Origin of the sequence: Methyloprofundus sp. (assembly GCF_965251085.1) — a bacterium.
Lineage (GTDB): Bacteria > Pseudomonadota > Gammaproteobacteria > Methylococcales > Methylomonadaceae > Methyloprofundus.
On the sequence record NZ_OZ252594.1, the window covers coordinates 982,839 to 1,008,284 of the forward strand.

At 43.1% G+C, this 25,446-nt stretch carries 19 protein-coding genes and 4 pseudogenes; 3 read left to right on the forward strand and 20 right to left on the reverse strand.

Features of this window, described 5'->3' with window-relative positions; genetic code table 11:
- Window positions 1-13 precede the first annotated feature (13 nt).
- A pseudogene (gene tnpC / locus ACQY3F_RS04635) lies at window positions 14-808 on the reverse strand (IS66 family transposase); the annotation flags it as partial.
- Between the two features lie 108 nt (window positions 809-916).
- Here tnpC and ACQY3F_RS04640 point away from each other — a divergent pair.
- The gene (locus ACQY3F_RS04640; RefSeq protein ID WP_428352972.1) at window positions 917-2,278 is read left to right on the forward strand and encodes an IS1380 family transposase; all 1,362 of its coding nucleotides are present in this window, start codon (window positions 917-919) and stop codon (window positions 2,276-2,278) included.
- Between the two features lie 208 nt (window positions 2,279-2,486).
- Here ACQY3F_RS04640 and ACQY3F_RS04645 read toward each other — a convergent pair.
- The 9 genes and pseudogenes from ACQY3F_RS04645 to ACQY3F_RS04685 all read right to left on the reverse strand — a co-directional run.
- Window positions 2,487-2,720: pseudogene (locus ACQY3F_RS04645) on the reverse strand (IS66 family transposase); the annotation flags it as partial.
- Window positions 2,721-2,963: 243 nt separating this feature from the next.
- Window positions 2,964-3,410: pseudogene (locus ACQY3F_RS04650) on the reverse strand (hypothetical protein); the annotation flags it as partial.
- Window positions 3,394-3,759, reverse strand: coding sequence for an IS66 family insertion sequence element accessory protein TnpB (gene tnpB, locus ACQY3F_RS04655; protein ID WP_428353150.1), 366 nt, complete (start codon window positions 3,757-3,759; stop codon window positions 3,394-3,396). The gene tnpB (ACQY3F_RS04655) and the pseudogene ACQY3F_RS04650, both read right to left, overlap by 17 nt.
- Window positions 3,756-4,073, reverse strand: coding sequence for an IS66 family insertion sequence element accessory protein TnpA (gene tnpA / locus ACQY3F_RS04660; RefSeq protein ID WP_428352923.1), 318 nt, complete (start codon window positions 4,071-4,073; stop codon window positions 3,756-3,758). The genes tnpB (ACQY3F_RS04655) and tnpA (ACQY3F_RS04660) overlap by 4 nt, the downstream gene beginning before the upstream one ends.
- 82 nt (window positions 4,074-4,155) lie before the next feature.
- Window positions 4,156-4,500 carry a hypothetical protein gene (locus ACQY3F_RS04665; RefSeq protein ID WP_428353705.1) on the reverse strand — a complete coding sequence of 115 codons (345 nt, stop codon included), beginning with the start codon at window positions 4,498-4,500 and terminating at the stop codon, window positions 4,156-4,158.
- A 46-nt stretch (window positions 4,501-4,546) separates the two neighbouring features.
- Window positions 4,547-4,912 carry an IS66 family insertion sequence element accessory protein TnpB gene (gene tnpB, locus ACQY3F_RS04670; RefSeq protein ID WP_428353703.1) on the reverse strand — a complete coding sequence of 122 codons (366 nt, stop codon included), beginning with the start codon at window positions 4,910-4,912 and terminating at the stop codon, window positions 4,547-4,549.
- Entirely contained in the window at window positions 4,909-5,226 is a 318-nt protein-coding gene (tnpA, locus tag ACQY3F_RS04675; RefSeq protein WP_428353701.1) for an IS66 family insertion sequence element accessory protein TnpA, read from the reverse strand. The genes tnpB (ACQY3F_RS04670) and tnpA (ACQY3F_RS04675) overlap by 4 nt, the downstream gene beginning before the upstream one ends.
- 395 nt (window positions 5,227-5,621) lie before the next feature.
- On the reverse strand, window positions 5,622-6,413 hold the full coding sequence (locus ACQY3F_RS04680) for an alpha/beta hydrolase (RefSeq protein ID WP_428357610.1): 792 nt from the start codon (window positions 6,411-6,413) through the stop codon (window positions 5,622-5,624).
- 399 nt (window positions 6,414-6,812) lie between these two features.
- Entirely contained in the window at window positions 6,813-7,856 is a 1,044-nt protein-coding gene (locus ACQY3F_RS04685) for a helix-turn-helix transcriptional regulator (protein ID WP_428353699.1), read from the reverse strand.
- 272 nt (window positions 7,857-8,128) lie between these two features.
- Between ACQY3F_RS04685 and ACQY3F_RS04690 the strand changes: the two genes are divergently transcribed.
- Window positions 8,129-10,360 (forward strand): hypothetical protein, encoded by a 2,232-nt coding sequence (locus tag ACQY3F_RS04690; protein WP_428353697.1) that lies wholly within the window; start codon window positions 8,129-8,131, stop codon window positions 10,358-10,360.
- Between the two features lie 152 nt (window positions 10,361-10,512).
- Entirely contained in the window at window positions 10,513-13,194 is a 2,682-nt protein-coding gene (locus ACQY3F_RS04695) for a hypothetical protein (RefSeq protein ID WP_428353695.1), read from the forward strand.
- A 1,433-nt stretch (window positions 13,195-14,627) separates the two neighbouring features.
- Here ACQY3F_RS04695 and ACQY3F_RS04700 read toward each other — a convergent pair.
- The 10 genes and pseudogenes from ACQY3F_RS04700 to ACQY3F_RS04745 form a co-directional block, all read right to left on the reverse strand.
- Window positions 14,628-14,924 (reverse strand): type II toxin-antitoxin system RelE/ParE family toxin, encoded by a 297-nt coding sequence (locus tag ACQY3F_RS04700; RefSeq protein ID WP_428353693.1) that lies wholly within the window; start codon window positions 14,922-14,924, stop codon window positions 14,628-14,630.
- Window positions 14,912-15,184, reverse strand: coding sequence for a CopG family ribbon-helix-helix protein (locus ACQY3F_RS04705; RefSeq protein ID WP_428353691.1), 273 nt, complete (start codon window positions 15,182-15,184; stop codon window positions 14,912-14,914). The genes ACQY3F_RS04700 and ACQY3F_RS04705 overlap by 13 nt, the downstream gene beginning before the upstream one ends.
- 409 nt (window positions 15,185-15,593) lie before the next feature.
- Window positions 15,594-17,167, reverse strand: a protein-coding gene (locus ACQY3F_RS04710; RefSeq protein ID WP_428353806.1) for an IS3 family transposase whose coding sequence is annotated in 2 segments (ribosomal slippage) — window positions 15,594-16,693 and window positions 16,693-17,167 — 1,575 coding nt in all. Because the reading frame shifts where the segments join, the coding sequence is not laid out codon by codon here.
- Between the two features lie 22 nt (window positions 17,168-17,189).
- Window positions 17,190-17,447 (reverse strand): hypothetical protein, encoded by a 258-nt coding sequence (locus ACQY3F_RS04715; RefSeq protein ID WP_428353678.1) that lies wholly within the window; start codon window positions 17,445-17,447, stop codon window positions 17,190-17,192.
- Window positions 17,448-17,722: 275 nt separating this feature from the next.
- Complete coding sequence (locus ACQY3F_RS04720; protein ID WP_428357611.1) at window positions 17,723-19,519, reverse strand: putative transposase; 1,797 nt, start codon at window positions 19,517-19,519, stop codon at window positions 17,723-17,725.
- Entirely contained in the window at window positions 19,516-19,980 is a 465-nt protein-coding gene (locus tag ACQY3F_RS04725) for a hypothetical protein (RefSeq protein WP_428353676.1), read from the reverse strand. The genes ACQY3F_RS04720 and ACQY3F_RS04725 overlap by 4 nt, the downstream gene beginning before the upstream one ends.
- A gap of 174 nt (window positions 19,981-20,154) precedes the next feature.
- The gene (locus tag ACQY3F_RS04730; protein WP_428353674.1) at window positions 20,155-20,340 is read right to left on the reverse strand and encodes a hypothetical protein; all 186 of its coding nucleotides are present in this window, start codon (window positions 20,338-20,340) and stop codon (window positions 20,155-20,157) included.
- A gap of 412 nt (window positions 20,341-20,752) precedes the next feature.
- Window positions 20,753-21,721 carry a hypothetical protein gene (locus ACQY3F_RS04735; protein ID WP_428353672.1) on the reverse strand — a complete coding sequence of 323 codons (969 nt, stop codon included), beginning with the start codon at window positions 21,719-21,721 and terminating at the stop codon, window positions 20,753-20,755.
- Window positions 21,722-22,111: 390 nt separating this feature from the next.
- Window positions 22,112-23,463 (reverse strand): annotated as a pseudogene (locus ACQY3F_RS04740) (magnesium transporter).
- 200 nt (window positions 23,464-23,663) lie between these two features.
- A complete protein-coding gene (locus ACQY3F_RS04745; RefSeq protein ID WP_428353670.1) occupies window positions 23,664-25,241 on the reverse strand; it encodes a SulP family inorganic anion transporter in 1,578 nt (525 codons plus the stop codon).
- Window positions 25,242-25,446: the final 205 nt, after the last annotated feature.

Sequence of the window (25,446 nt, forward strand, 5' to 3'; positions counted from 1 at the left end):
GCACGTACTTGCCCTATTCAGGCGTATCTGATTTTTTAATATTCCAGGGCAACAAAGCCTCCACTTTATCAACCGTATCAGCATAAGGTAAAGCAGTGAGAACCTGCTTAAGATATGCATAAGGCTCCAGCCCATTTGCTTTAGCTGTTTCTATCAGGCTGTAATGTATTGCACTGGCACGAGCACCCGCAGGGGTATCAGAAAATAACCAGGCTTTGCGCCCTATCACAAACGGGCGAATCGCATTTTCTGCCAGGATGTTGCTAATATTGAGTTCACCATGGGTGCAATACACATTGAGTTTTTCCCACTGGTTACTCAGGTAAGTCATTGCCTTTCCTGTCAGGCTATCTTTAGGTACTTTATGCTGGTTTTCTTCCAGATAGGCTTTGAGCTGGTTCAATACAGGAATGCTCTTCTCCTGGCGCTGCTGATATTTTTCATCCACTGACAGGTCTTTAATTTCTCGCTCAATGACATACAGTTTATTGATCAGGCTCAGCGCTTTACCTGCTTTTGAGGGTTTGTTATTTTGTCCCTTTTTGCGTTTAGGCTGTGCATTCTGGGCATCTTTAAAATAACGACGCGCATGATCCCAGCACCCCAGCTGGGTGATGCTGTTTTTTTGGCACACGGCATTGTACCCCGCATAGCCATCGGTTTGCAGATAGCCACTAAAGCCGTCAAGCAGGCGCATGGGGACGTCTCCACTACGAGAGGGATCGTATTCAAACAGGATGCTTTTTTCACCCGGTGGCCCGCCAAGCGTCACCCACATATATTTATCTGAGGTCGCTGGCCGCCCCGGTTCTTTTAATACCTAAATCCTGCAAGCATTATACATAATAATCCACAAAACTCCTTATTAAACAATGATATAATATCATTTTCCTGATTTCACTATCTCATTGTTTTAATGAAGCCCTCTAAAGTATCAAAATCCTCATCTCACGTAAGAAACCGTACCCGAACGGTAAAAATGACATCTACAGCACATGGATTGACAAGCCAGGCGGGACTGATTCCCGTCGTGAAATATTTAGACAGGATAGGTTTTGAAAAAACCGTAAAACAAAGCGTTCCACATCGGCGGGGTGAAAATGCAGACCATCACTTATCTGATGTGGTTCTATTGACGTTGGTTGGCATGATGGGGGGAGCAACATCAATGGCAAAGGTGACGACCGTATGGGCAGATAGCGTACTGCGCAAAGTAGCTGGCTGGATAAAGATTCCTGTTGAAACCACAATTTTACGGATCTTTAAAGAAGTAAGTGATAGGCAGATAAGCCAGTTTGAAACGCTCACGCATACTTTGCGTGGTCAACACTGGCGGCGATTGCTTCGTTCCGGAAAATCGAAAACTGGCATACAATCCGTCCAGTGGGTCGATGTCGATTCAACTGTGGACACCGTTTGTGGTCGACAAGAAGGAAGTGCCAAAGGCTTCAACCCCAAAAAGAAAGGTGCCCGTTCATACCATCCACAACTCGCTTTTCTAGCGGAAACAAAAGAAATTTTACAAGCCTGGTTCCGGACAGGCAATGCCTTTACAAGCAATGGTGTTGTAGAATTTACCAAACAGTTACTTGCACACTTGCCCAATCGGATGCGCATTATTTTTCGCGGTGACAGTGGTTATTTTGTCGGTGATTTGCTTGAATTTCTCGATACCAGAGGGCATGGGTATCTAATAAAGGTTAAACTTAAGAATTTGAACGCATTGCTGGCCAAACAGGCCTGGACAGCCATACAAGGCCGACCCGGTTGGGAGCAGAGCGAGTTTCAATATCGTTGTGGTGGCTGGTCTCGCTCTCGTCAGTTTGTCGCGGTCAGGATAAAGCAACCTAAACAAGTGACAGGACCTCAGTCCGAGCTTTGGGATACGGCAGAATATGACTATTTTTGTTATGTAACAACTGAACCTCTATCGCCTTGGCAAACACATAAGAAGTATGGTGAACGAGCGACGTGCGAAACATGGATTGAAGAAGCAAAATCACAAATGGGTTTAGGTAAAATCAGAACGAATCAATTTCTGGCTAATGCCGCATTATTTCATTGCGCCGTTCTTGCCTACAATACCGTGCGCTGGATGGCTCAATTGAGTGGCAACAAAACGTTGTGCCAATGGGAGCCGGATACACTTCGTACTTATCTGATTCGGGTGGCTGGAAAATTACTCACAGGCAATAATCAGCTGAGAGTCAGAACACCTGCAGATCCGCTCTATCCACAGGAATGGGATGATTGGGTTAAGGTGGGGTTACTCGCTTAACATTAACCGAAGTTAAGTCACTTTGATTAAAAGGTCATGGCACGTTGGCAGGGTGTTTATTGCCTTGGGCTCGGGGGATATCCATACGATACAAAAAATTTCCTCTATTTATGATTTAAATCTGGATATTTTGATCGGTTGGACAAAGAGGGCTGGCAAAGCGGCAGTAAAAACCTAATAACCACTTAGCTAGACAGGTTAATGAGAGTCAAAATATGGGCTTGCAGGATTTAGGTAATACCTGAACCCGCGTTTCATCAGCGAGTATGACTGCCCCTGTGTGTTGATGCTCTCGCATCAGGTTAATCAGGGGCTGAAGTTGTTTAGCCAGTGCGATCATCCAGTTTGCTAATGTCGCTCTGGAGATGTCACCCCCATAACGAGACAAGATGCCTTCTTGCCGATATAAAGGTAAGCCGTCAGCATACTTGGCGATAATAACAAAGCACATTAAACTGATGCTTCCCATTGCTCTGGCAATAGGGTGTCTGGGCATTTGTGCGGCTTTAACCTGGCGTTGTTTTTCGCCTTCAATCTGTTTGATAAAGACCGCTTTTTCCTGCATGTATTCAAGAACACGTACTTTAGCAGGAATAATATCCAGCTCTTCTTTCACTTTAGTAAAGAAAGTATCAATAGCACCTTCTTTTTCTTCATCGGTTAAATAAATAAAAATTTGCTCGCGAGGTAACTTATCTGAGAAGGGTTTGCGTCCCGGCTTTTTCTTGGTGCCAGTAGAACTTGTTTGTTTTTCGTCCTCAGGTGCTTCATCAGCCTCCAGGTCTAGCTCCTCATCGCTATCCGCTTCATTCTCTGCTTCATCAAACAAAGAGGATTGATGAGATTGTTCACTGGATGATCCAAAGCGTTTTATTTTAGATAAGCGTAGTACCTCTTCCAGAATAAGGATGCGTTTTTTCTGTTCGGAAATCACCCCAGACTTAACTTCAATCACACGCGTCAGTTCATCAATAGCCTGTTTTTTTTCAAGCAACAAAGCAACACTCTCCGACAGCAAAGAACCGGCTTTATCTTGTTGTTTTATATTTGAAATATCGGCTAAAATCATGGCTTTATTATAGCCTTTATAGTGGCAATAATGAACACAAAAACAGCTAAAAAACAGACTCATATTGAAGTTTTTTATGACCTTTCATCGCGCTAATATCAAAGCCATCCAGCAGCCAGTTTAACGGCTGGCCTGTTAAGGTTAATGTCTCTTCCTCACCCTTAGGCCACTTAAATGTTTCTTCTACCAATGACTTGTAATAAAGGACAAAACCATTATCTTCCCAAAACAGGCATTTAATCTTATTCCGCCGTTTATTCGTAAAGGCATAGAGAGCCCCCTCAAAAGGATTATGCCCTAACTCACATTCAACAATCGCCGATAAGCCCCGATGTGACTTACGAAAATCAATGGGCTGCCGATACAGATACACTTCTGTCAAAGACAGAGAGGGACGCATAACAACCGTCATCGCAACAGCTCAAGCAGTGGTTGAATACACGGCATAGTATCCTGCGTAATACCTTCCAACCGAATACCATCATTAAATTGCAAAGATAATCCTGGGACTGGCGCAGATGAACGATCCCCGTCAACCCGAATACGTGTAAACCCTGTAGGGGAAGTAGTCGGCTTTACAGTCGATTTACGTTTCCAGTAGCCTAACTTTTGCGGACATAAATCATGCTGTCGACAATAAGCTACCTGTGATTGGCCTGATGCCTGCCAGTGCTCTATGTGAATAGGCCAGAAAGTCTTTGCCTGTATTTTTTCTAACGCTGCCATTTAAAATTCCCCGTGGTATTTAACAATGGGGATAGTTTGGCATTAATCTGAGTTGCCGTGAAGTACGCTGACTATTGAGCGCTTACGTGCCAGTAGAACTTGTCTGCTTATCGCCCTCAGGTGCTTCATCAGCTTCCTGGTCTAATTCCTCGCTGCTATCTGCTTCATTCTCTGCTTCATCAAACAAAGAGGATTGATGAGATTGTTCACTCGATGACCCAAAGCGTTTTATTTTAGATAAGCGTAGTACCTCTTCCAGAATAAGGATGCGTTTTTTCTGTTCGGAAATCACCCCAGACTTAACTTCAATCACACGCGTCAGTTCATCAATAGCCTCTTCTTTTCCAAGCAACAAAGCAACACTCTCCGACAGCAAAGAACCGGCTTTATCTTGTTGTTTTATATTTGAAATATCGGCTAAAATCATGGCTTTATTATAGCCTTTATAGTGGCAATAATGAACACAAAAACAGCTAAAAAACAGACTCATATTGAAGTTTTTTATGACCCTTCATCGCGCTAATATCAAAGCCATCCAGCAACCAGTTTAACGGCTGTCCTGTTAAGGTTAATGTCTCTTCATCACCTTTAGGCCACTTAAATTTGTCTTCTACCAATGACTTGTAATAAAGGACAAAACCATTATCTTCCCAGAACAGACATTTAATCTTATTCCGCTGTTTATTCGTAAAGGCATAGAGAGCCCCCTCAAAAGGATTATGCCCTAACTCACATTCAACAATCGCCGATAAGCCCCGATGTGACTTACGAAAATCAATGGGCTGCCGATACAGATACACTTCTGTCAAAGACAGAGAGGGACGCATAACAACCGTCATCGCAACAGCTCAAGCAGTGGTTGAATACACGGCATAGTATCCTGCGTAATACCTTCCAGACGTGTGCCATCATTAAATCGTAAGGATAATCCAATAGCTAGATCCGGTGAGATACCCTCGTCAACCCGAATGCGCGTAAATCCTGTAGGGGAAGTAGTAGGCTTTACAGTCGATTTACGTTTCCAGTAGCCGAACTTTTGCGGGCATAAATCATGTTGCCGACAATAAGCTGCCTGTGATTGGCCTGATGCCTGCCAGTGCTCTATGTGAATAGGCCAGAAAGTCTTTTCCTGTATTTTTTCTAACGCTGCCATTTAAAATTCCCCGTGGTATTTAACAATGGGGATAGTTTGGCATTAATCTGAGTTGCCGTGAAGTACGCTGACTATTGAGCGCTTACCTAATTTCCTTGCTTAGTTTCCTTGCTAATTTCCTTAGCTTGTAGTAGTCGTGATTCGTGATAATTTCCTGAAATGGATGGACTACCACTTCTAATCACAGGTAAAACTATGTCAAGCTTATGAAAGTCCAATTTGCTTGAAACCCAATAAAAATGTGCTTCTCAGACAGCGTCCACCTGCTCACTATACATAGTTATGAACTATACATAGGATTGGCTATGTAAAGCTATACATAGCGACCCAAAGCTGCCATTCAGTTTAAGTGTGAAGTTATCAAAAAGAGTTTTTCATAAGCTTTTTCTATATGTTCAAACCGTAGTCTTCTGCTCATTCATCCAGTTTGAGCAGAGTTCCGCGATCTTCTTCCATTCCGGCTCTAGCGTCAGATAATGACCGAAACCTTCGGCTTCATGGAAGGTTGCCCGCGCACCATATTGATCGGCAATCAGGCGAGCAGTAGAGGGAGGGATGGCCAAGTCGTCAGCGCCAGATACCATTAAAACAGGGCAAGTAACACTGTCGTAATCAATCTTTGTGGTCTGGTTCTCATCGAAAATCCAGAAGAATAGTTCAAACATGACTCGTCCTGATTCCGGTAGCAAACGATCGAAGACCCGGCGCTGCTCGTTTGCATCCAGTTTATTAAGGCCAAATTTAGCCATGGTATCAAAATCGGGCAGCAAAGTGCCTTGCCAAAATGAGCCAGCCCTCATAAACATCTTGCCAAGAGCGCGTTCCTGGTCGGTGGTCGGAAGAATACCCCAATTAACACTGCTATTCAGCAGCACTATTGCGCGGGCAAGTCCCATGGTAGCCACCTTTTGTGCGATTACGCCCCCCAGGGAATGCCCGACCAGGATCGGCGCTGTGTCTAAAGTTTCTACGAATTCTACAATGTCATCGACATAATCTGCAATACTCGTTTCAGCAAGTAGCGCCGAAGTTTGCTCCGAAGGCTGTTTGTCGTGATGGCGGTAAGCCGGACTATAGCAACGAAATCCCCTTTGTTCAAAATACCTGGAAAATTTCGACATGGTCCAAGGTCCTGCGTTGGTGCCGTGAATAAGAACAACAGAAGTATCAATGATAATTCTCCTAATTTAAATGGCTGTAGTAGCTAATCTGCTAATGATTGAGTAGATCAATTCGCCCCCATGATTCCCTAATGATTGAATTGCTGATCCCATGATTCCAGATCAAGCTGGCTGACCCTAATGTCGCTACCAGTCATTTTAACTGATGCAAAATCAATTGGTTATGAATTTTCCGGTTGATATTGAAAATGATAACAACGTAATAAACAATAGCTTACCCCAATCCATTATTAAAAATAGCTGTATTAAATTAATATAAGGCTACTCAAATCATTGTTTTTTAAAGTGACCATGCTTTAAGAAAGCGATAGTTATTTAACCTTAATTCATATAATTCAAACACTTAATGTGCCACTGGTAGCGGTATTGCTAGCTGACCCCATGATTTTTACTCAAGGGACTAAATTAGCTAGCGTTATTTCCAGTTATTTCTTTAAACCAATTGTGATATTTACTGTATAACTTTTTGTTTGCTATTTCACTTTTTGATTTTGATGCATTATCATAGTTACCCTGAGTTTGTAATATTGCAGACGGTGTCGTTTTATATATTCGCTTGAAAGCTCGGGTAAAAGTACTAGCCTCATAAAACCCCCAACTTTGAAATATATCACTGACTTTTGTTCGTGAAGGATCAGCAATGCGTAATTCTAAATAGCAGTTCCTTAACCGCTCCTTTGTTATGTATCGCTTTATACCGCCCTCTGATTCAAACGCCCTATAAACAGAGCTACGAGAAATATGAAAGTGATTACATATTTCAGACGCCGAGATCTCATTGTGTAATCTAGACAGAATATAGTGGCACATAGAATCAAATGATGTGTTTGGCTTATTGGTAGAGTTATACCCAAGTAAATCATCTAACATGCTAAGAAAATCACTAGTAAGTATTTTAGCATCAGAAACGGATGTTGAAGAAAATTGCGACAATAAGTGCAACCAAATTTTTGAAATCAATTCACCTGAGGCTTCATTAGTAGACAAAGATAAAATGGGATGTTGTTCATTCAAATACTGGCTAACTTTGAGTCGATCACGAGGAATAATGACAGAGTGTAACCGCATATAATCAGTATCCGATTTAAATTCTTGCTCCCAATCTCTCAGATAAATAGTACCTTTAGTCATATGAATTTGACCACTATTCATCGTGACTAATTGTCGTCCTTCGAGCATGAATTCTAATACTAAAAAATTTTGTTTATCACCTTGTAAATGTGAGGTATTGCGATGAAATGTTGAAGGTGAAAAACTGACGGTATTAAAAATTAAGTTATCAACCCTATATCCGTCAGCTCTAACTTTAAACTCATCTCTATTGCCTATCGCGTCAATATCATACATGTCTGAAGTCAAATCACGGAAAGCGGGAAGCCTATCTGCAGGTTCAAATAATTGGTAGTCAAATAGTGCTACTGGAACAAGGTGAGCTGATTTAATTGGCATTGATACCACCTTTAATTAATGAAGCTAAATGATAGTTTAGAGCAGTATATACTAAATTCATAAAGTTGGGACGTAGGGTCAAACTACTATATCAAGTTTAAGGTATACTTATATAAAAAGTTCCGTCAAATAACTATACAACGTTGGCATCGGACATAGGTGCCCTCAAAATTCTGCACCCCCTTTGCAATTGATACTGAGTTAATCGCGTGGTTTTTATTGACTTTTGTATTATTGAAATGAATCAGTAAGTATATATTGTGGAGTCCGTCATGAAATTCAGTATCTTAGAGGCATCATCTGCTTGTTCTCCAATATTAGTCAGCGGTGATTCGCAGACTGAGGATATTAATTGCTATCGATGGTTACATCGCAGCCTATTCGCTTTTATCCTTTTATCCTTGCTTTTTTCACCAGTCGTACACAGCTCAACTACATCCACCTTATTTGAGGCGGTGGGGAAAAGTGCGGCAAATGAGGTTGGTGGTGCTGCTGCTGGTTGGGTTTTAGGTGCTTTGGGTTTAACCAGTGGGAATGATAGCAGCGAAATTGTGAAGCAACTAAGCGAAGTTAACAGTGATCTCGTTGAGATCGAAAATACATTAAAAGATATCGATGCGGAACTCGTCAATATTCAAGATGCCATCGATCAGCTAAACTGCGATGCGGTCAGCAGTAATACGAACGATGCCCGTGCCTTGATTGACTCCCTTGCCAGTGATTATATGAGTTTCGTGGAAACCTCGTCGGGCAATGGACCGGATGGCAATCCACCTGCACTGCCACCTACAGCATGTACCACCGAACAAAAGGACCCTAGCGATTGCCTGGAAAATTGGGCAAACGCGGTATTAGATGACGCCACCGAAACCAGTGGGATACTGAATGCAGTCAACCAGATCAATCAGGCGTTAATTACCGTAGGTTCCGCTCAAGGCGTCATCGCTGCCTGTCTTGATTCCAGCGTACTTCCACCACCGACTGCCGGTGAATTCGACGACACAAAGTATTACGATCAGGTCGCCAACCTGATCAATTTTTATTACAGTTACCAGACTCGGGGACTGCTTCTGCTAGTCGAAGCCTATCATTTTAAAGCCTGGCTAAATGCCGGCCAACCAGCCGGACAACCGGGTAGCGTCCCTGATGCTACGACGGACATTTGTACTTTAGCAACAAAAGGTTCTGTAATTACCAACTGCAACAATGCGATTGTCGACACCAATTCGGTCTACAGTAATCTGCAGGAACAGTTCGAGCTGGGTGGCGCGCCCTATACCAACACCAACACCCTGCTCCAATACGACGCCGATGTCGGTGTGTCTAATGCTTCTGCAACATTGTTCGTACGCTCTCTTGAGGCATTTACTGAGGTGGCCGGGAACGATTGCTCATCCCCTTTGACCTCGGCGGATCCTTGTGGAGTAACTGCAGGTATAGCCGATTTGGGCTTCAGCAAACAGGTAATGTTCTCGGGTTATACTGAATGGACCCCAGCAAACGCTGCGCAACTTGCAACAGCCCTCGATGCTCAGAATTCTTCGCAGACGCCAGCAGATTATCTCAATTCCATTGGCTTTCAGAACATGGCGGATAAAATCGTCTTAACCCCAAGCACGGCCGAAGCTAACATTGGTCAAGTCGGCTCAATACTTGAACCCGTCAATCCCAATGTAATGTTTTGTTTCATGGATACGGGAATATTAAAGAGCTTTTCATCCCAGCCGTTTTGCAGCAATGATGCTGCCGTGAATCGATTGGTCACAAAAACCGGAACGATGGTAGCGGAATGCGGATCAACCCCTTTCACATTTGACATTTTAGGAACTCACCCATCGCTGCCGGAAAACCGAAACCAATTCTATGATCTAAGGGTTGTTCCCTTTTCGGGTGACCCTTGTCGTAATGAATTTGAACTGGCTCCTGGCTGGTGGCCCCCTGCTAATGGAGAGCAGTATCGGTGGCCGGTCATCGCCGTTGAGAATTTGAAATGTACTAGCAGTCGTTCCCCAAAGAACCCTGGCGGAGCTTTCACGCTATGCGGCAGTGATTTTGACGCTTGGTTCAATGTTCAGGTGCCGATTGCTCCAACTGCCACAATTTCTCAAACTTTGAATGCAGCCGATTTTCAAAGCAGTGATACTTTATCCGTGAACGTTTCTATAAAGAATAACGTTCCGCTATACGATTTTTATTTGGGCGGGATTCTGCCAGATGGTAATACCATGTTCTTTGTAACAGCCTTGAATCCGCTGACGCTGGCCGAAGGTTTTCTGGATGATCCTGCAACTTTCCACCCTCTAAAATTATCGACAGACGTGATTCCATTGGGGGTAAAAGTATATTTGATAAATTTACTAGCTTATACCTTTATTGGCACCGAACCCATTGGGAATCACCAGATATTCTCAGCCATCACCTGGGCTGGCGCTTTTTCCGACGGCAGCATGGATGATCAGGACATTATTGCGCTTGATCTTGACACGATTACCTTTATAAAGTAAGGTTAGGGCAAGTTTTGGGCATATAGTGAGTATAGGGATAAGTAGTACTAGTAAATGGCAAGTGTAGGTATCTTACTGTAAAGAAACTATACTTTTGATACCGCTATAGTCTTATCTACTGTTACACCATTTCAAATATAGAGGATATGTAAATGAAAAATATCATAGCAACAGCATTATTAACTATTGTAATTGCTGCAAGTAGTGTAAATGTTGCATTTGCAGCTAATGGTTTTTACGATATTCATGAAAAAAAATTATCAATAAATAGCCTTGAATATCAAGGTCAATCTTATCAAGTTGTTCTCCTGGATAATGGAGGTTTTAATTTTTCTATACTTAGTGTTGATTTAGCAAAAGAGCGTGGAACTGGTGTCTACATAATCGATACTGGGGAGCTTTTTATTGATGTTGAATACAATGGAGAGATGTTTGATGTAGTGCTTAAAAATATAGGTGATTTTTCTTTTGTGATAAAAGAATATCACAAGATCCCTACAGCAAAGGCTGACGACGACATCCGACATGTCTGCCCGTTGCCCAATGTGCTTATCGATATGGAAACGCTTCTAGGGGAGAGGGAGACAAAAAGCCGCTGCGTCAATACAAGAGTGGCAAATCGGCTGGTGCAGCAGCTTGGGTGGGCCTACCGGCCGACCTTGCCATCGGCTGTCGGTGCAGCAGTGGGGCCCGCGGGTGACCTTGCAACCCAGCTGATGCTGACAGCGGCGAAAATGGCAGGTGCCAAGGCTGGCGGCTTAACTGCGGGTTGGGCTCTCAGTGCGCTTGGCTTCACCACAGGTGTGGGTAATACCAACCAAGTACTTGGCCAGATATCTGGCGAGCTGCAAGGGATTAACCAAACGCTGGTAGAAATGAACCAACAAATTGCGAATTTCACCGCAGCGACCCGTGCCCAGACTTGTAATGATTCTATTGACGCTTCTAATAATGCTCGCAGTTTGATCGATGGACTGGCGGATGATTACCAAGACTTCCTAACGACGGCGAGTGAGGCAAAAGTGATTCCACCGCTGACAAACTGTCTCATCCCGGGTTCCGCGTTCTGTGTTGAAGACTGGGCAAACGCTGTTCTCGACAACTCGTCCACGACGACCGGGATCATGAATGCGTTATTTAAGATCAATAATTCAATGACTTCGCTTTCCTCCATCGACGGGGTGATTGCGACTTGTCTCGACCCAAATGTTCTGCCCTTGCCGGTAGGGGGCGAAGACGACCAGAACTACTATGCCAGTGTTTCATCGCTCATGAATGCATTCTATAATTATCAGGCTCGTGGGTTGATTCTACTCGTCGAGGCCTACCAATTCAATGCCTGGAAGGCTACGGGTGAACAGGGTGGCGACCCGGTGACAGACCCCTTTATCGCCGATGATCTCTGCTTGACACCTCCGAATTCGATGGTGGCGCTTGCTTGCCAAAAGACGGTATCTAGTGTGGCGACGGTGCACCAGAATCTCGTGCGGCAATTTACCATGGGAGGGGTAGGATACTCAGACGAGGATGTTTATATCCACTATCGACATGATTCGCCTATCCCACTTATTTTCGTGCGCTCCCTCGAAGACTTCACTGCTGAGGCGTATCAGCAGGGTACGGGTGAGTCCTGTTCGAGCCCCCTTAGCTCTAATGCTCCCTGTGGCATTACTGTTGGTAATCCGTCTCCCGGGGGAGAGTTTTTCTTTGATGTCACCTACGAATATCAGGATGAGTGGCGTCCCGTATCCTCAGTGGAGTTCGCGGATATCCTAAGGTTCTCGATCGGCCAGACACCCGCAACCTTTCTCGAAGTTGTTGGTTTAAAGAATCCGCAAGACAAGCTCATATTTCATCACGACTTCTTCGCGAATAAGATGGCAGCTCCTGATTTTAAAACATTTAATCAAGACGTAACCTGCTTTGCTGATCTCGATATACCCCAGACCCCACTTTCAATACAGCCCGTTTGCGAGCCAACGAGCTTCAGAAATTACTGGGATTTGAAGCGCCAAGGAGTAGAATCTTGGTTTGAACAGAACCCTAATATCCCGACGTTGGGAACACGCAATGGATTCTATGACTTCACGACGAATATCAATAGAAATGCTTGGCACTTCGTTTCATACCCTGGCTGGTCGCCACTAATGTACCAAAGCCCAAACGCGCAACAGTTTCGTTGGCCAGTCATTGCCGCGGATAGGATCTCGTGTACCAAGGGGCGATCTGCAACCAATGTTGCTGGCGCCTACACACGCTGCGCGGATGATCTCGATATCTGGCTAACGCAACATGTGCCAGGACCTACTGTGAATAATGGCCGGCAGCCAACGTACCATTATATTGGGGAGCAACCTTGGAGCACTTTTGTTCCAGGTTGGGCAGATCTAACAGGAGAGCAACTTACAGACGGCGTGATACCCGCTATTGATGGAGATCGTGAGAGTGATGAATGGGTTGCTTTTAAATTTTCGGTTACGGGAATCCCCCAGACGAGCGTAGCGTTCGATTTTGGTAGTGAGACTGATATCGGCCTCATCAGTGTCACTTACTATGATAAGAGCGGTAATGATAAGGGCGGTAATTTAGGACCTGATCGGGTCGAAATTTTCGTTAGTAACGATGGAGGGGTTACCTACCCAACTGATCCTGTCGCAGTGTATACCGACTTTGAGCGTGACAGCCAAGACCCCAACGTAGGTACGTATACTGCTTTTATTTCAGTAAATATAAAGAATGCTACCGCTATTCGAATGGATTTTTATCAGGGTGAGACTACCCCTGACACTCTTAGTAGAACAGTTTTTCTTGCTGAGGTGAACTTCTATGAGTAAATCATGGGGTTGGCCAACTTGAAATAGCAGAAAGAAAGTAAAATGAGACAATTATACTTCGCGCGGTCACGACTGCAGATTTCTAACGGCTGAGTTTTGCCGATAACTACGTTGCTGAAACCGTTACGTAGCCAGCTATGGGAGCGGCCGACAAGGCTGCAAATCTTGAAGGGTGAAAGTCCCTTCACCGTCAGTTGCCCGATAACGGACGGTTAGTATATCCCCTGTTCAGCGAGGTAACAGACTGAAATATGCGGGGAAGTAAAAGCCCTGACTGCCTGGAGTTAAAGCATTCTGCGGTAGGAGCAATTTGGGGGGCGAGCAAATCTACGGGCTGGAACATTAGAGAATGACTGCAGCCTCGAAAACTACGCCACACAGAAGTTGCAGTGTGGGTTTTGCCAAGCGCCGACCGGCTCATAGCACCGGGAAGGCCGTTGTCTTATGGGAAGAAACGGGTAAATGCACCATAAGAGCAGTCGGGGTAGGGGTCCTTGCACGCAGAGAAAGATTTGTAGAGATAACGTCGGGAAGGTCCTAGTTCCAGCAGGGTTTGACAGCAACCTGCAAAGACCTTATGTTCAAGGATAATTCCGTAGGCATAAGGAGGATTTAGGATTGTCGCATGAGTTCGTATGAGCGATGAAGGTAGGGTAACTCCTGTCGACGAGGTACTTGATGCCTTGATGTGAAAGGTAACACCTTGAGCATGCAAAGGGGCTCTGGGCACTTGATAGCCTTTTGAGTACTCGGACAATGTAAGGCCGAGGAACATAGTAGAGGTAACCTTGGAAGCAAACTAAGAAATAGAGGGGCGTATGTGGGTCAACACTTAAGTTTCATGTTCTTTAGAAAGGCGACCGAAGGTATAATCAAGGTCAGAATCGGACTCGGACTCGGACTCGGGAAAACCGACCGTCCGGGATCGTAGGGGGGGGCTTGTGGAAACGTGATGTATGGCTAATAGCTATTTGCTACTAATCCGGAAACAGAGGATACCATGGATAAACTATTAGCCTAAGCTTGTGTGCGCGCCACATTTCTACCCCGACCGCCAGTTTCAGCGCCTTGCTATCGACAAAAATCAGCTCACTATACAACCGCATCCGTGACCGCGCGAAGTATATCAAGATTTTTATAACTTGGCATTCAACCAGCCAAGTTCTGCTTCTGCGTAGTTTGTGGCGGAGAAAATAAGCCAGTTGCTTGCCAAGCTTTGGATGTGAAGCAGGCTGGTTAATTCATGGTTCTCCTGTAGGTCTCAAGGGGTAACTCCGACCCCTTGAACTTTATCGGTGAAACTCATCGGCGTTCTGAATCTATTGATCTATTCCAGGAATTAATAAAAGATTACCTAAAAAATAATAAGCGTCTCGACATTGCACTGCAAAGTTTTCACACGAGGAAGAAGGCAGGAATGAGGGGGAATATGGCTATTGATAACCTGCTTCTTTCTGATGGCGGAAGGCAAGTATATAAACGATATCAGATGGTATCTCGTAACGATAAAGTGCCACGTAGCCAGAGTCACCGAAAGGTATGATTAATTCGCGAAGTTCTGGAAGTTCATCAAAGGGCCTGCCTATTTCAGGTTCTGATTCCAAAAGTAAGAATTGTTGTTCAATTGCAAGTGCAGCTCTTTTCATTGTCTGATGATTTTTCTCAGTTAAAAACTGTCTACAATTCTCTAATCCCAGTGCTGCACCTTTGGTTATAATTACTCGTGGCATGGAGGTATTTCTTTGTTGTTTTCTGTCCCCCAGTCCTTTAACCAGCCTCGTACTTCTTCACCAGTCAGGTGTTCTCCTGTTTCCTGATAAACCTTCCATGAAGCCAGCGCGTCTTGTTTAAAGCTTTCTCGCGACTCTTCACGAATAACGTAATCCCGGATGGCTTCCTTCATAATCCAATGTGCTGAACGGTGACGCAAATCGGCAAGGTGCTGAATACGATGTTTTAAATCATCATCAAGTTTAACGGATGTAGCCATATAAAAACCCTTATTATTACTAGGTAGTACCTTTTAATACTATAGCATATAAAATCAATGGAATCCTATGACCCTTTCCTTTGGTTTTTATTTTATTATTGTTCCCTGTTCTCTCTGTAGCAGGGAGTATCACTCCCATTCTCGATTCTATAAAGCCCATTCCATTACAATTATCGGTGAAACTCACCAGCATTCAGAGTTCGTTAATCTCTATTCCGCTAAATGTCAACCAACCTGTCGCATTATTGTGATATAAAACTTGCTGTGCAAGTACATGGGGGCTTTGCCCCCAAACCCCCAAGGTATTTTTACAACGGTAATGATATAATTCCATTACGGTACAGGCTGAGGAGCCGATGACCGTCAACGGTAATAGGCGGCCCATGTCGCCTTTTGCTTTATTGTTCGCTTAAGCTACATTTTTCAACTTTAATTCGTTTTCTTCCGAGTTAATATCATCCTTGTCAGGGTTCAGAAAAACAGTCTTTATGGGACTTAAATTCCTTGTATTACGCCCATTCCAGCGCTCAGGATGACGCACCTTCGCTTGTTCAATAACTTTCTTTCTGTTCTCCAGTATTGCCCTATCTAAGCCATTATGACGTTGATTAGGTGTTACAAATTTAATCGCGCTGTGTTGGTGTTCATCGTTATACCAATCCACAAATCCTTCCACCCAATCTCTTGCTTCTTTTAAACATGTAAACGGATCTTCTGGGAAGGTATAATGATATTTGACGGTTTTAAATAAGGACTCCGAATAAGGGTTGTCGTTGCTAACGCGCGGCCGGCTATACGAAGGACTGATGTCTAAATCAATCATTTTTGCTCTCAATGTTGCACCTTTCATCGGGCTTCCATTGTCAGAATGAATCACCAACTGGTTTTTATCTATTTTTTCTCGGCAGGCAATATCTTCTATCAAATCAGCGGCATGAGCACTTGATTCACAATCATGAACCTGCCAGCCGACTGTTTTCCGGCTGTAAATATCCATCACCATATACAAATAGTAGTATTGCCCCTTTACCGGGCTTAATAAATAGGTAATATCCCAGGAATAGATTTCATTGGCTGCAGTCGCTTTTAGTGACCGGGGTTTCTTACGCTGAGCTGCTGTCCCTTTATCTCTGTGTTTAAGTTGATTATACTCTTTCATTACTCGGTAAAATGTTGATTCTGATGCAATATATTCACCGATGTCTAATAAAGTAGGCACTATTTGGTAAGGGGTTAATGTGCTATATTCAGGCAAATTAATAACCCTTAGTATGTCTTGCCTAATAACATCTGATAACTTGTTGTGCGCAGGAGAATCATTGTAAATTCTTTGGTCTTCTGATAATTTCTTCCCCTGGTTCCACCGTTGATAAGTACGAGATGCAATGCCAACAAGCTCACAAGCCAGATGCTGTCTTGCGCCATTTTGTACCGCCTCGTCAATGAATGCACAGTATTGCTTGCGATCTGGGTAGGAGATCAAGCGACCTCCTTTTCCCCCCAGATCGCTTGGCACTTTTTTGATAATACCAGTAAGGCGGCTGTTTCAGAGAGCGCTCTATCCTTGCGATTGAGCTCTTTCTGTAAGCGTTTGTTTTCTTGTTTAAGTTTCTTTTGTTCTTGCCTGGAAACAGAATTAGATGCTTGCTTTTCTGATAAAAAATCTGATTTCCACTCCTTCACATGATGCGGGTAAATTCCATTTTCTCGGCAATATGAGCTAAGCTGCTCGCCGTTCAGGCTGTGGCAGTCCATTACGGCCTCAAGACGTTGTGCTTTAGCCCAATCCTGAGGGCTTTTTTCTTTTGACATACTTGTTTCGGGTTTCTCTAATTTATTCTTCTTGGCTAAGTGGATCCATCTTTGAAGTGTTGAATAACCAATACGTAAATCATCGGCAATAGTGTTAAGCGTTTGATCAGATCGTCTGGATAATGCTTTTTCTACAGATTGTACTTTGAATTCCTGATTATATAATGCCATTTCTGTCTCCTAAAATAAAATTTTACAGGCGACAGGTATGTTGACATAGGGGGAATTCGGGGCAGATAGTGTCGCCAGTGACTTTGTCGGATACCGTGAGACCAATGCACTCACAGTCTTCCAGTCGAATGGCAGATCCCCGTTTTGATAAGGCATCCACTTCAACCCGCAGAACGACCAAGGCTTTTTTAGTCCCTATATCAATAGAGTGGTCAATAATGGCAACCCAGGGCTTAGTGACTGTCTGTACTTGAGTTAGAATCCCTAATCCTAAGCGCAAACTCCAGTTGATCACGGAGGTGAAATGAGGAATCCAGCCAACTGCAGTGTTTGTTTTTGACTTAAACAACTCGAGAATACGTGGAACACTACGATAAGAAACAACGGCATTCAGTGTCAGTAAAATACAAAGAACACGAGTTTGATCTGCATCCTTTATATCAATGAGTTGCGAACTATTTCCTACCTCGGCAAGAGCGGTAGATTTAGCCTTCTTTGCGTCTCTCTTTAAATTCAGACATCTTGATTCAGACGAAACTAATTTGAGACCATTTCCTAATTTTTTGCGGATGAAGTCAGCTCATAAATTAAGCGCAGATCGGTTCCTGGATAATTGAGTTCCGTTTGATTGAGTTGTTCAAATAACTTTTCTATTGCTTTATTACTTGCAGGTCGGGAAGTACTATGCACACGTATCCGAAGTTGTTTTTTTACTTCATCGGGTAATATATCTGCTTCTGTCACAAACAGCGTTTGTAATAGTTGCCTTGCCATCGGAAAATCGATTGTCGGTGAGGTTAGCAGAGCGGCCATTGCTGTTTCTGCCCGATAAGCGATCATGTTGACAGTATCTATCAGCCGCTTTTTCCCTGGCAGAAGCTGTTCGAACTTATCTTCGTCTCTCAACTCTTGCCAGGTAATGTGTTTGGGCGTTTGGCTTAGTTTTTCCTTGATGGTTTTTAGTTCATTTTCATAATGCTCTATTTCTTCGAGTAATTCTGCTCGTTTTCTTTCCCATTTCTTGTATTTCACATCTTCCGTTTCATCTTTTTTAATCACCGGATGAAGTTCCATCGCTGCAAATCGAGATAGACGGTAATTGAGTTTGGATTGTATCGAATTACGCTGTCCTTCCTGTTGGCGCCTATCAGGGTTGACCACCTTTTGGGTATCGGATAGTGGCTCTATTCCATACTCCTGTAGCATATCTAGCCCATAGTGGTGCTTCATATATCTAAAAAAGTTCTCTTGGCACCACCGGCTAAACATTCGCCCAGAAACAGCCGTCAATTCTAGTTCATAGGCTGTGGTAATAATACTGGTTTGGTGACCAGAATCAGTCAACTTGCGCACTTCTCTCATCCACATCGCCTGTTTTTTGGTTCCAACCAGACTGCCTCGTTCGGCGAGTTTCATGATGACTTTTTCACCACTCGGTAGGGTGATCTCCTGACTGGAAAAATTGTCCAGTGGCCAATTTTCGGTGGGAAATTTATGATAGGTCATGCAAGCGACACGATGCTTGTCCCACATCTTTCTAAAGAATGCGGGGCTATAGCCTTCTCTATCAAACACCAGGATAAAACGACAGGCTTGTTTGTTTTGCTGTAATGCTTGTGCACTCGGTTGATTCGGAATGTCTTTGAGTAATCGGGGGACGATATCTTCTTCCAGCGTTTTTAGTAAGCCCGGATCCACCGTTTTTTCAACGACAAAGAAGGGACGCCCCGTACCATCATTAACCCAGTAGTCGGTGATACCCCGTAAGCAGAGTTTTTCGCGTGAAACATGCCGTTTGGGAAGTTTAGTCAAGTGTCCATGATAGACACGGACATGACCATCTATGTAGAGTGTTCCTGCTGCCTCTGGTTCATTTTCCATCCATTGTCGACTGAGGTCGGCCGCCCAGCTTTCAACTGATTCTGGATCAGACAGTCCTTTTACTTTGGTTCTTAAACAGCGCACTTCGGGAACCCGATCCAGGCCAAGTAGTTTGCCGAATTCACCCGGTGCATGCTCGCGAAGTTGTTCGGCATTTTTGATGCGACATAGTCCCATAAAGGCGAGTAGCAATAGGATATGAAAGGTTTGATAATAACCTGTCAGTTTGCCAAGGTGGTGCTCAATGTCATTTAATAAGCCATTGCTAAGTAACGCGGGCAATGCACATAACACACCGCCTTTAGGAACATCTAAACAGGATTCGAATTCGATTGAGGCTCCCTTTTCCTGCTCACCCAAAGCCGCCTGGATTCGCTCTTCTACTCGAGTGCAGGCCGTACCGAGTGACTCGGCTGCACTGGCATCAATAATATCACGGGCTGATTTGGTACTGCCATCATTGGGGTCTATTGATACGGCAGACTTTTTTTTAAACGTCCATCACTGATCGCCTTGCGAAAGGTATCTGCCCGGATGCCTAATTCTTTAGCGGCTTCGTTAGGCGTCATACCTTGATCCAGATATTCCTGAGCTTGCTGCAAAACCTCAAGCGTAAAGAGTGGTCCTCCCTTGCGAGTCGGGCGAGGTTCAAAAAACGAATCAGCCCCTTTTTCTCGTAGTTGCCTTAATGAGCGCATAACACTACTTTTAGAGACACCAAAGGTTGTAATAATATCGATTGAACGACAGGAGCCGGTATTGATGAGTTGAGAGGTGTGAAGTCTAAATAATCTCTTATTGTCAGCCTGGTGAGAATAGATCGGGATACCGCCGAGGAAATAAAACCACTCATCATTTCGGTTATCAACACTGACCTGACCATTTATAATAGTCGTACCCTGAGGAATTATTGGGAGCATGAGTTGCTGCATTAATTGAATACCTCGTATGATATGAGGGCTTAGTTTAACCTAAATGAGTACCGTTTTCATTTCTTTAGCTGAAAATATCAATCATTTGACAATAATTCCCTAACCCTTTAATTATATTGCCTAGTTTAAGTTTTAATGGATTTCTTTCAGGATAGCGAATCAAGATGTCTGAAATTAAAATCGTGTTTTTTTTACCTCAAGTGCCTGTTGTCTTAACTCACGATTCTCTTGCTTAAGCTCTGCTATTTTTTTCAGGTGACGCTGTTTAGTTTTTTTAAATTCCCGAATTTCATAGCGGCATTCGATGGTTGTGCGTTTCCAGTTATCACGGCTGTGTAATATTTTTGATAGTTGAATCATGGATTGGGGTCTTCCCATTCTCTATTTTTTGGGGTTTTCACCCCTTAAAAAATACTTCAAATTAGATTAACTATAATCCATAACATGATAACAATAAAGGAAATTATAATTTTATTCTGGCAAAGTTAACCCTTCTAAATATTTGTAAGTGATTGATTATTTAATACGCGGGAGAAATTAGAGAGCTGAATTGGGACTATATGTCGTCTTTTTAATCGGATTACATTTTTCAAGACATTGAATAATATATATTTAAAATTTAAATGCTATATTTCGACAGCCTAGGCCTGACCCTGGCGTTGCTATTAGTTTAAAATTGATAAAGCGGCTTAAATTGAAGGGGTAAGGCGCCTGGAAACAAATATTGGGCGATTATTTGTTTCCAGGCGCCTAAGTGAGCAGTTACAGAAAATCAGTCTGATCCAAGAGCAACTGCAGTAGAAACACCAACAGCACCAGGGACTCCCCCAATAACTCCACCAACAGCATCTGCTATTAATATTTTCCACCATTTAATCCGCAACTGTGTTCCATCACCACCTTGCTCTTTTGGCGCCCATAATTTAGCGCTATGTCTAGCTATTGAAGCAATTGAATAAAAAACTCGTAAATCGTTAGTTGTTAATTGTCCTACTGTAGGCTTTACCAATATACGTGTAGTAGGATCAGGAAATGTGGGGCCTGATACTACTGGAGGAAAGGTGTAGCTATTTGATATAGATTCCTCAAAATCGCGTATCCGGGATATCAATACAGGTAAAGACATCTCATCGTCAGGCAAAATATTGAAGAATTCGGTTAAAATTTGCTTACCTCTATCAGTAATAGCCCCGCCACCGTGTAGTTTTGCTATTGCTTCTTCAGGAGAAAGCTCGATGCCATCCAATGTAGTTGTTAATTCAACATTGAAGTAGTCATTGGTCAGTTCAAGTATATTACTGTGCAAAATATCAATTTCACGCAATCCATTGTCAACTATTGGCTCTCTAACACCGTCTAGACCTATCAAAACAAAGCGTACACCATCATTATGTGCTCTACCAACCCATTCCATAGGATTTTCAGGGTTTGATATGTCAACATATGGATATGGATTACGTTCAATTAAAGTAGGGGTAAACGACAACCCTGCTTCTGATTCTGTTCCTTGCATATCTACACGAAAATGGGTGGGAGAACCATTAACAGAGAGACATTGAAGATTTAAAATTTTAGTAGCGGTATTGTAGTTCGGTATTGAGGGGCAAGTTTCAGAATAAGCCGTTGTTACGGTTAATAACAATGGCAGAATAGCCAAATATAATATGTTTTTCATCTCAGCATCCTCGATTGGCTCTATTTCACATAGAGCAATCTTAATTAAATTAATGAATTTGCTCATAAATGGTTAACCCCATTCTGAGAGTAACTATAAATAAGCAAGTTTAATCAGACCTTATCATAATATGATTGAAAATACTGTTAAAGCTATTGCACTCCACATGATTTTTGAACACCACCGATGCTAAAAACATCCTTCTTTCCAACAAGGTGCTGTATTAGGAGGCTGTCTGAGAATAGAAAGCCTACTGCGGAAAAGATGATTTTGGTCAAATCCCCCGATTATTTTCGTTAAAGAGCCCGCTATTCTCCTGTAATAATCGAAAAACTTGAGTCAAAATAGCTTTCCCTCGCTACGGCTTCTATTCTCGGACGGCCCCCTAGAGTGTAATAAAATCACGTTCTTAGAACGTGGATATTTAATTTTCCTGTAGGGCAGTAACAGAGTCGTCTAAATTAAGATAATTTCAGCCAGACCTAAAAATACAAAAAAGCCGATTGCATCGGTAGCGGTGGTTAGTAATAACGGCGATGCAATGGCAGGGTCTCCACCAAATTTTTTAATTAATAAGGGTATAGTGAGCCGATTAAACCGGCGATGGCTAAATTGACGATAACAGCTATGGCAATCACGACACCTAATAGTGGCTGGTGAAACCATATCAAAGTCAGGATGGATACTGCGCCTCCCATAATGAGCCCATTGATACTACTCATTTTCATTTCCCTTAGAACCACCGGGTAAGCGCTTTGCCAGTCAACCTGACCCAGGGCGATTTTTCTAACCGTTACCGTGACTGCCTGGTTTCCCACATTGCCACCTAATGCGGCAACTATCGGCATAAGGACGGCGAGTGCCACGATGTGCTCAATCGTTTCAGCAAACACATTCACTACCATTGCGGCACAAGTTAAGGCCACCAGATTAATCAACAACCAGTGTAATCTTGCCTTACGTGCGGAGTCTAAGCTCTCCTCTTCAGCATCTTTATCTGCCCCGGCCATTTTCAGTGCCTGGCTATGTTCCTGGGTACGAATTAAATCGTAGATATCTTCGAACACTATGCGACCTTGCAGTTGCTCTTCCTGATTGATCACGGCAATGACACTCAGCTCATATTCTTCAAATAACTGGATAACTTTTTCTATCGGCGTGGTGTCATGAATGCTCAGCGGTTTATGGTGGTGTACTGCCGCCCGATCAATGATTTCCTGCATGGTGTCCCGGTCAGTAAAGAGTAATAGATCAGTAAAATGCAGTACTGCCACCAGGTGTTGGTCAGCATCGACGACAAATAATTTAAAAATCGGGCTATCCGGTTCCTCTATTCTAAAGTTGCGGACTTTTTGCTTCACTTTTGCCAGGGTATCTTTTAACTCTGCTGTGACCATTTCCATTTGCATATAGGCCCCGGCCTGGTCTTCTGGAAATTGTGAAAGTTGGTGAACCTCCGCTTGTTCGTCAGGCGCTAGCAAATGATAGGTACTCTTGGCGTAATTCTGATCATACTGTCTGACGCGTTGCAAAAAATCGGTCAGGTCATCACTGGTTAGGTGCGAGAGCGCAGTTGCCATCTTTTTATGGGGTATACGTGAAAAAGTTTCTTCAAAGATATGACTGGGTAATTCAAAGAGTATTTTGCACAATGTTTCTAATGGTAATAGTGCTATTTCAGTAAAAAACACACCCACATCAGCTTCATACTGCTGGAGTAATTTTTTGGCAATTTTCCCTGGGTTTTCTGCATCTTTCGGTAGGCCATGAATTTGATGGTTATTAGAATTATCGTCAGTTGTCAGCATAGTATTGTTTGATTATTATTTTTGTTTATATACTTCGCGCGGTCACGGAAGCGGATTCTAGCGGCAGGATTTTTGTTTGTCATTAGTGCGGTAGCAGTAGGCGCATAGCTGGCTACGAAACGATTGCTACAGTGCTAATGACGGACAAAAAGATCAGCAAAGTTGGATGATGTGTGTTTCCAGGAGCCTAATTATAGGCTCTAATGTGCACCGATAACGGCCTTGTCAGGGTCTGGCAATTGATCTTCACTAAACCCACACATTTTAACCTCAATATTCTCACTCTTAGCCGTTTTCAGGAAATCCACCAGAGTTTCCTGAATATCATGATCAATAAAACTGGCATGAGAAGCATCAATAACCAGTATCGAGTTTTGCTGAACTTTATTTAACAGTTTTCTTAATAATGCCTTATTCAAAAATGATACGTCTTTATTGAGTGACAATGTAGCATATTTATCCCCAGTCTCTAGAGTAATGGATTCGTGATAATTTGACCTCATTACAAAAATCATACCAATCCCTATACCAATAACTACACCCAGTAATAAGTCAGTAAATAAAATGGCTGTAACGGTTAATAAAAAAGGTAAGAATTGATTCCAGCCTTGCGCATACATAGAGAAAAATAGCTGTGGTTTGGCTAATTTATATCCCGTTTGTAATAAAATAGCGGCCAGACACGCAAGTGGAATCAAGTTTAAGGTCTGAGCAATAAACAGGATACTAAGCAATAAGAAAATACCGTGAACAAAACTGGATATACGCGTACGACCCCCGGCATTAATATTAGCTGAACTGCGCACAATAACCGCAGTAAGGGGTAAACCTCCAATTAAGCCGCTAAGCAGATTACCTACCCCTTGTGCTTTTAACTCTCGGTTTGTTGGGGCAATACGTCTTAATGGATCCAGTTTGTCTACGGCTTCCAGGCTTAATAAGCTTTCCAGACTTCCGATTATTGCCAGAGTCATGGCAATAATATAAACATCAGGCCGAGCGAGAAAGCTGAAATCAGGAAAGGTAAATAAATTAATAAAATCGGGTAGGCTATCGGTTATAGGCAGAGAAACCAGATGCTTGCTCGAAACCGCATAGTCTGGGAACCATTGTAAGGCTGCGGCATTAAAACCGATCCCCCAGGCAACTGTCACTAACTGACCAGGTATGTGTTTAAGTACGCTTAAACGTTTAATAAAAGCGGTGTCCCAGAGAATCAGGATTATTAATGCCCCCAGGGTAATTGCAGATGCACCGGTCGAGATAGATGCGAAGGCATCAAATACATTATTAAAACTTTCAGCCGCCGTTTCATCCATATAGCCTTCATCAGCTTCGAAATTTTTATCATAACCAACAGCATGAGGTAATTGTTTGATAATCAGAATCAAACCAATTGCAGCTAACATCCCTTTAATCACAGCTGAAGGAAAAAAGGCACCAATCACTCCCGCGCGAAGATAGCCAAAGATTAATTGAATAACCCCGGCTAAGGCGACACAGACCAAAAAGCCGTTATAACTACCGAGTTGTTCAATAGCAGAAAATACAATAACCGTTAAGCCAGCAGCCGGACCAGAAACACTGAGTTGTGATCCGCTAAGCCAAGAGACGAGAAGCCCGCCAATGAGCCCTGCAATAACCCCAGAAAACAGAGGAGCTCCAGATGCCAGGGCAATCCCAAGGCATAAGGGGAGTGCAACAAGGAAAACCACTAAACCCGCGGCAATATCCTGCTTTATATAAGACTTGTAATAATCAAAGTGTTTGTGAATCATTTTTATCTCTTGTCGTGAAGGTTTTTTCTGGCAGATATTATGGCATTATTAACATTTCTAGTGGAGTGTAGTTTATTAGAATTATCGGTACAAACCGCATTCAGAAATAACTGCTGACTTATTCAAACCATCCACTTTCTTCAATGTTTATACGAATGCCGGAAGAACTTTATAATACCTAAATCCTGCAAGCATTATACATAAT

What these genes read in the sequence shown, in the direction of transcription:
- ACQY3F_RS04725 (WP_428353676.1), bottom strand. Translation starts at nt 19,980, where the DNA reads ATGCAGCAACTCATGCTCCCAATAATTCCTCAGGGTACGACTATTATA.
- ACQY3F_RS04745 (WP_428353670.1), bottom strand. Translation starts at nt 25,241, where the DNA reads ATGATTCACAAACACTTTGATTATTACAAGTCTTATATAAAGCAGGAT.
- tnpA (WP_428352923.1), bottom strand. Translation starts at nt 4,073, where the DNA reads ATGGCAGCGTTAGAAAAAATACAGGCAAAGACTTTCTGGCCTATTCAC.
- ACQY3F_RS04730 (WP_428353674.1), bottom strand. Translation starts at nt 20,340, where the DNA reads ATGATTCAACTATCAAAAATATTACACAGCCGTGATAACTGGAAACGC.
- ACQY3F_RS04695 (WP_428353695.1), top strand. Translation starts at nt 10,513, where the DNA reads ATGAAAAATATCATAGCAACAGCATTATTAACTATTGTAATTGCTGCA.
- tnpB (WP_428353150.1), bottom strand. Translation starts at nt 3,759, where the DNA reads ATGACGGTTGTTATGCGTCCCTCTCTGTCTTTGACAGAAGTGTATCTG.
- tnpB (WP_428353703.1), bottom strand. Translation starts at nt 4,912, where the DNA reads ATGACGGTTGTTATGCGTCCCTCTCTGTCTTTGACAGAAGTGTATCTG.
- ACQY3F_RS04640 (WP_428352972.1), top strand. Translation starts at nt 917, where the DNA reads ATGAAGCCCTCTAAAGTATCAAAATCCTCATCTCACGTAAGAAACCGT.
- ACQY3F_RS04700 (WP_428353693.1), bottom strand. Translation starts at nt 14,924, where the DNA reads ATGCCACGAGTAATTATAACCAAAGGTGCAGCACTGGGATTAGAGAAT.
- ACQY3F_RS04705 (WP_428353691.1), bottom strand. Translation starts at nt 15,184, where the DNA reads ATGGCTACATCCGTTAAACTTGATGATGATTTAAAACATCGTATTCAG.
- ACQY3F_RS04665 (WP_428353705.1), bottom strand. Translation starts at nt 4,500, where the DNA reads ATGATTTTAGCCGATATTTCAAATATAAAACAACAAGATAAAGCCGGT.
- ACQY3F_RS04685 (WP_428353699.1), bottom strand. Translation starts at nt 7,856, where the DNA reads ATGCCAATTAAATCAGCTCACCTTGTTCCAGTAGCACTATTTGACTAC.
- ACQY3F_RS04690 (WP_428353697.1), top strand. Translation starts at nt 8,129, where the DNA reads ATGAAATTCAGTATCTTAGAGGCATCATCTGCTTGTTCTCCAATATTA.
- ACQY3F_RS04735 (WP_428353672.1), bottom strand. Translation starts at nt 21,721, where the DNA reads ATGAGCAAATTCATTAATTTAATTAAGATTGCTCTATGTGAAATAGAG.
- tnpA (WP_428353701.1), bottom strand. Translation starts at nt 5,226, where the DNA reads ATGGCAGCGTTAGAAAAAATACAGGAAAAGACTTTCTGGCCTATTCAC.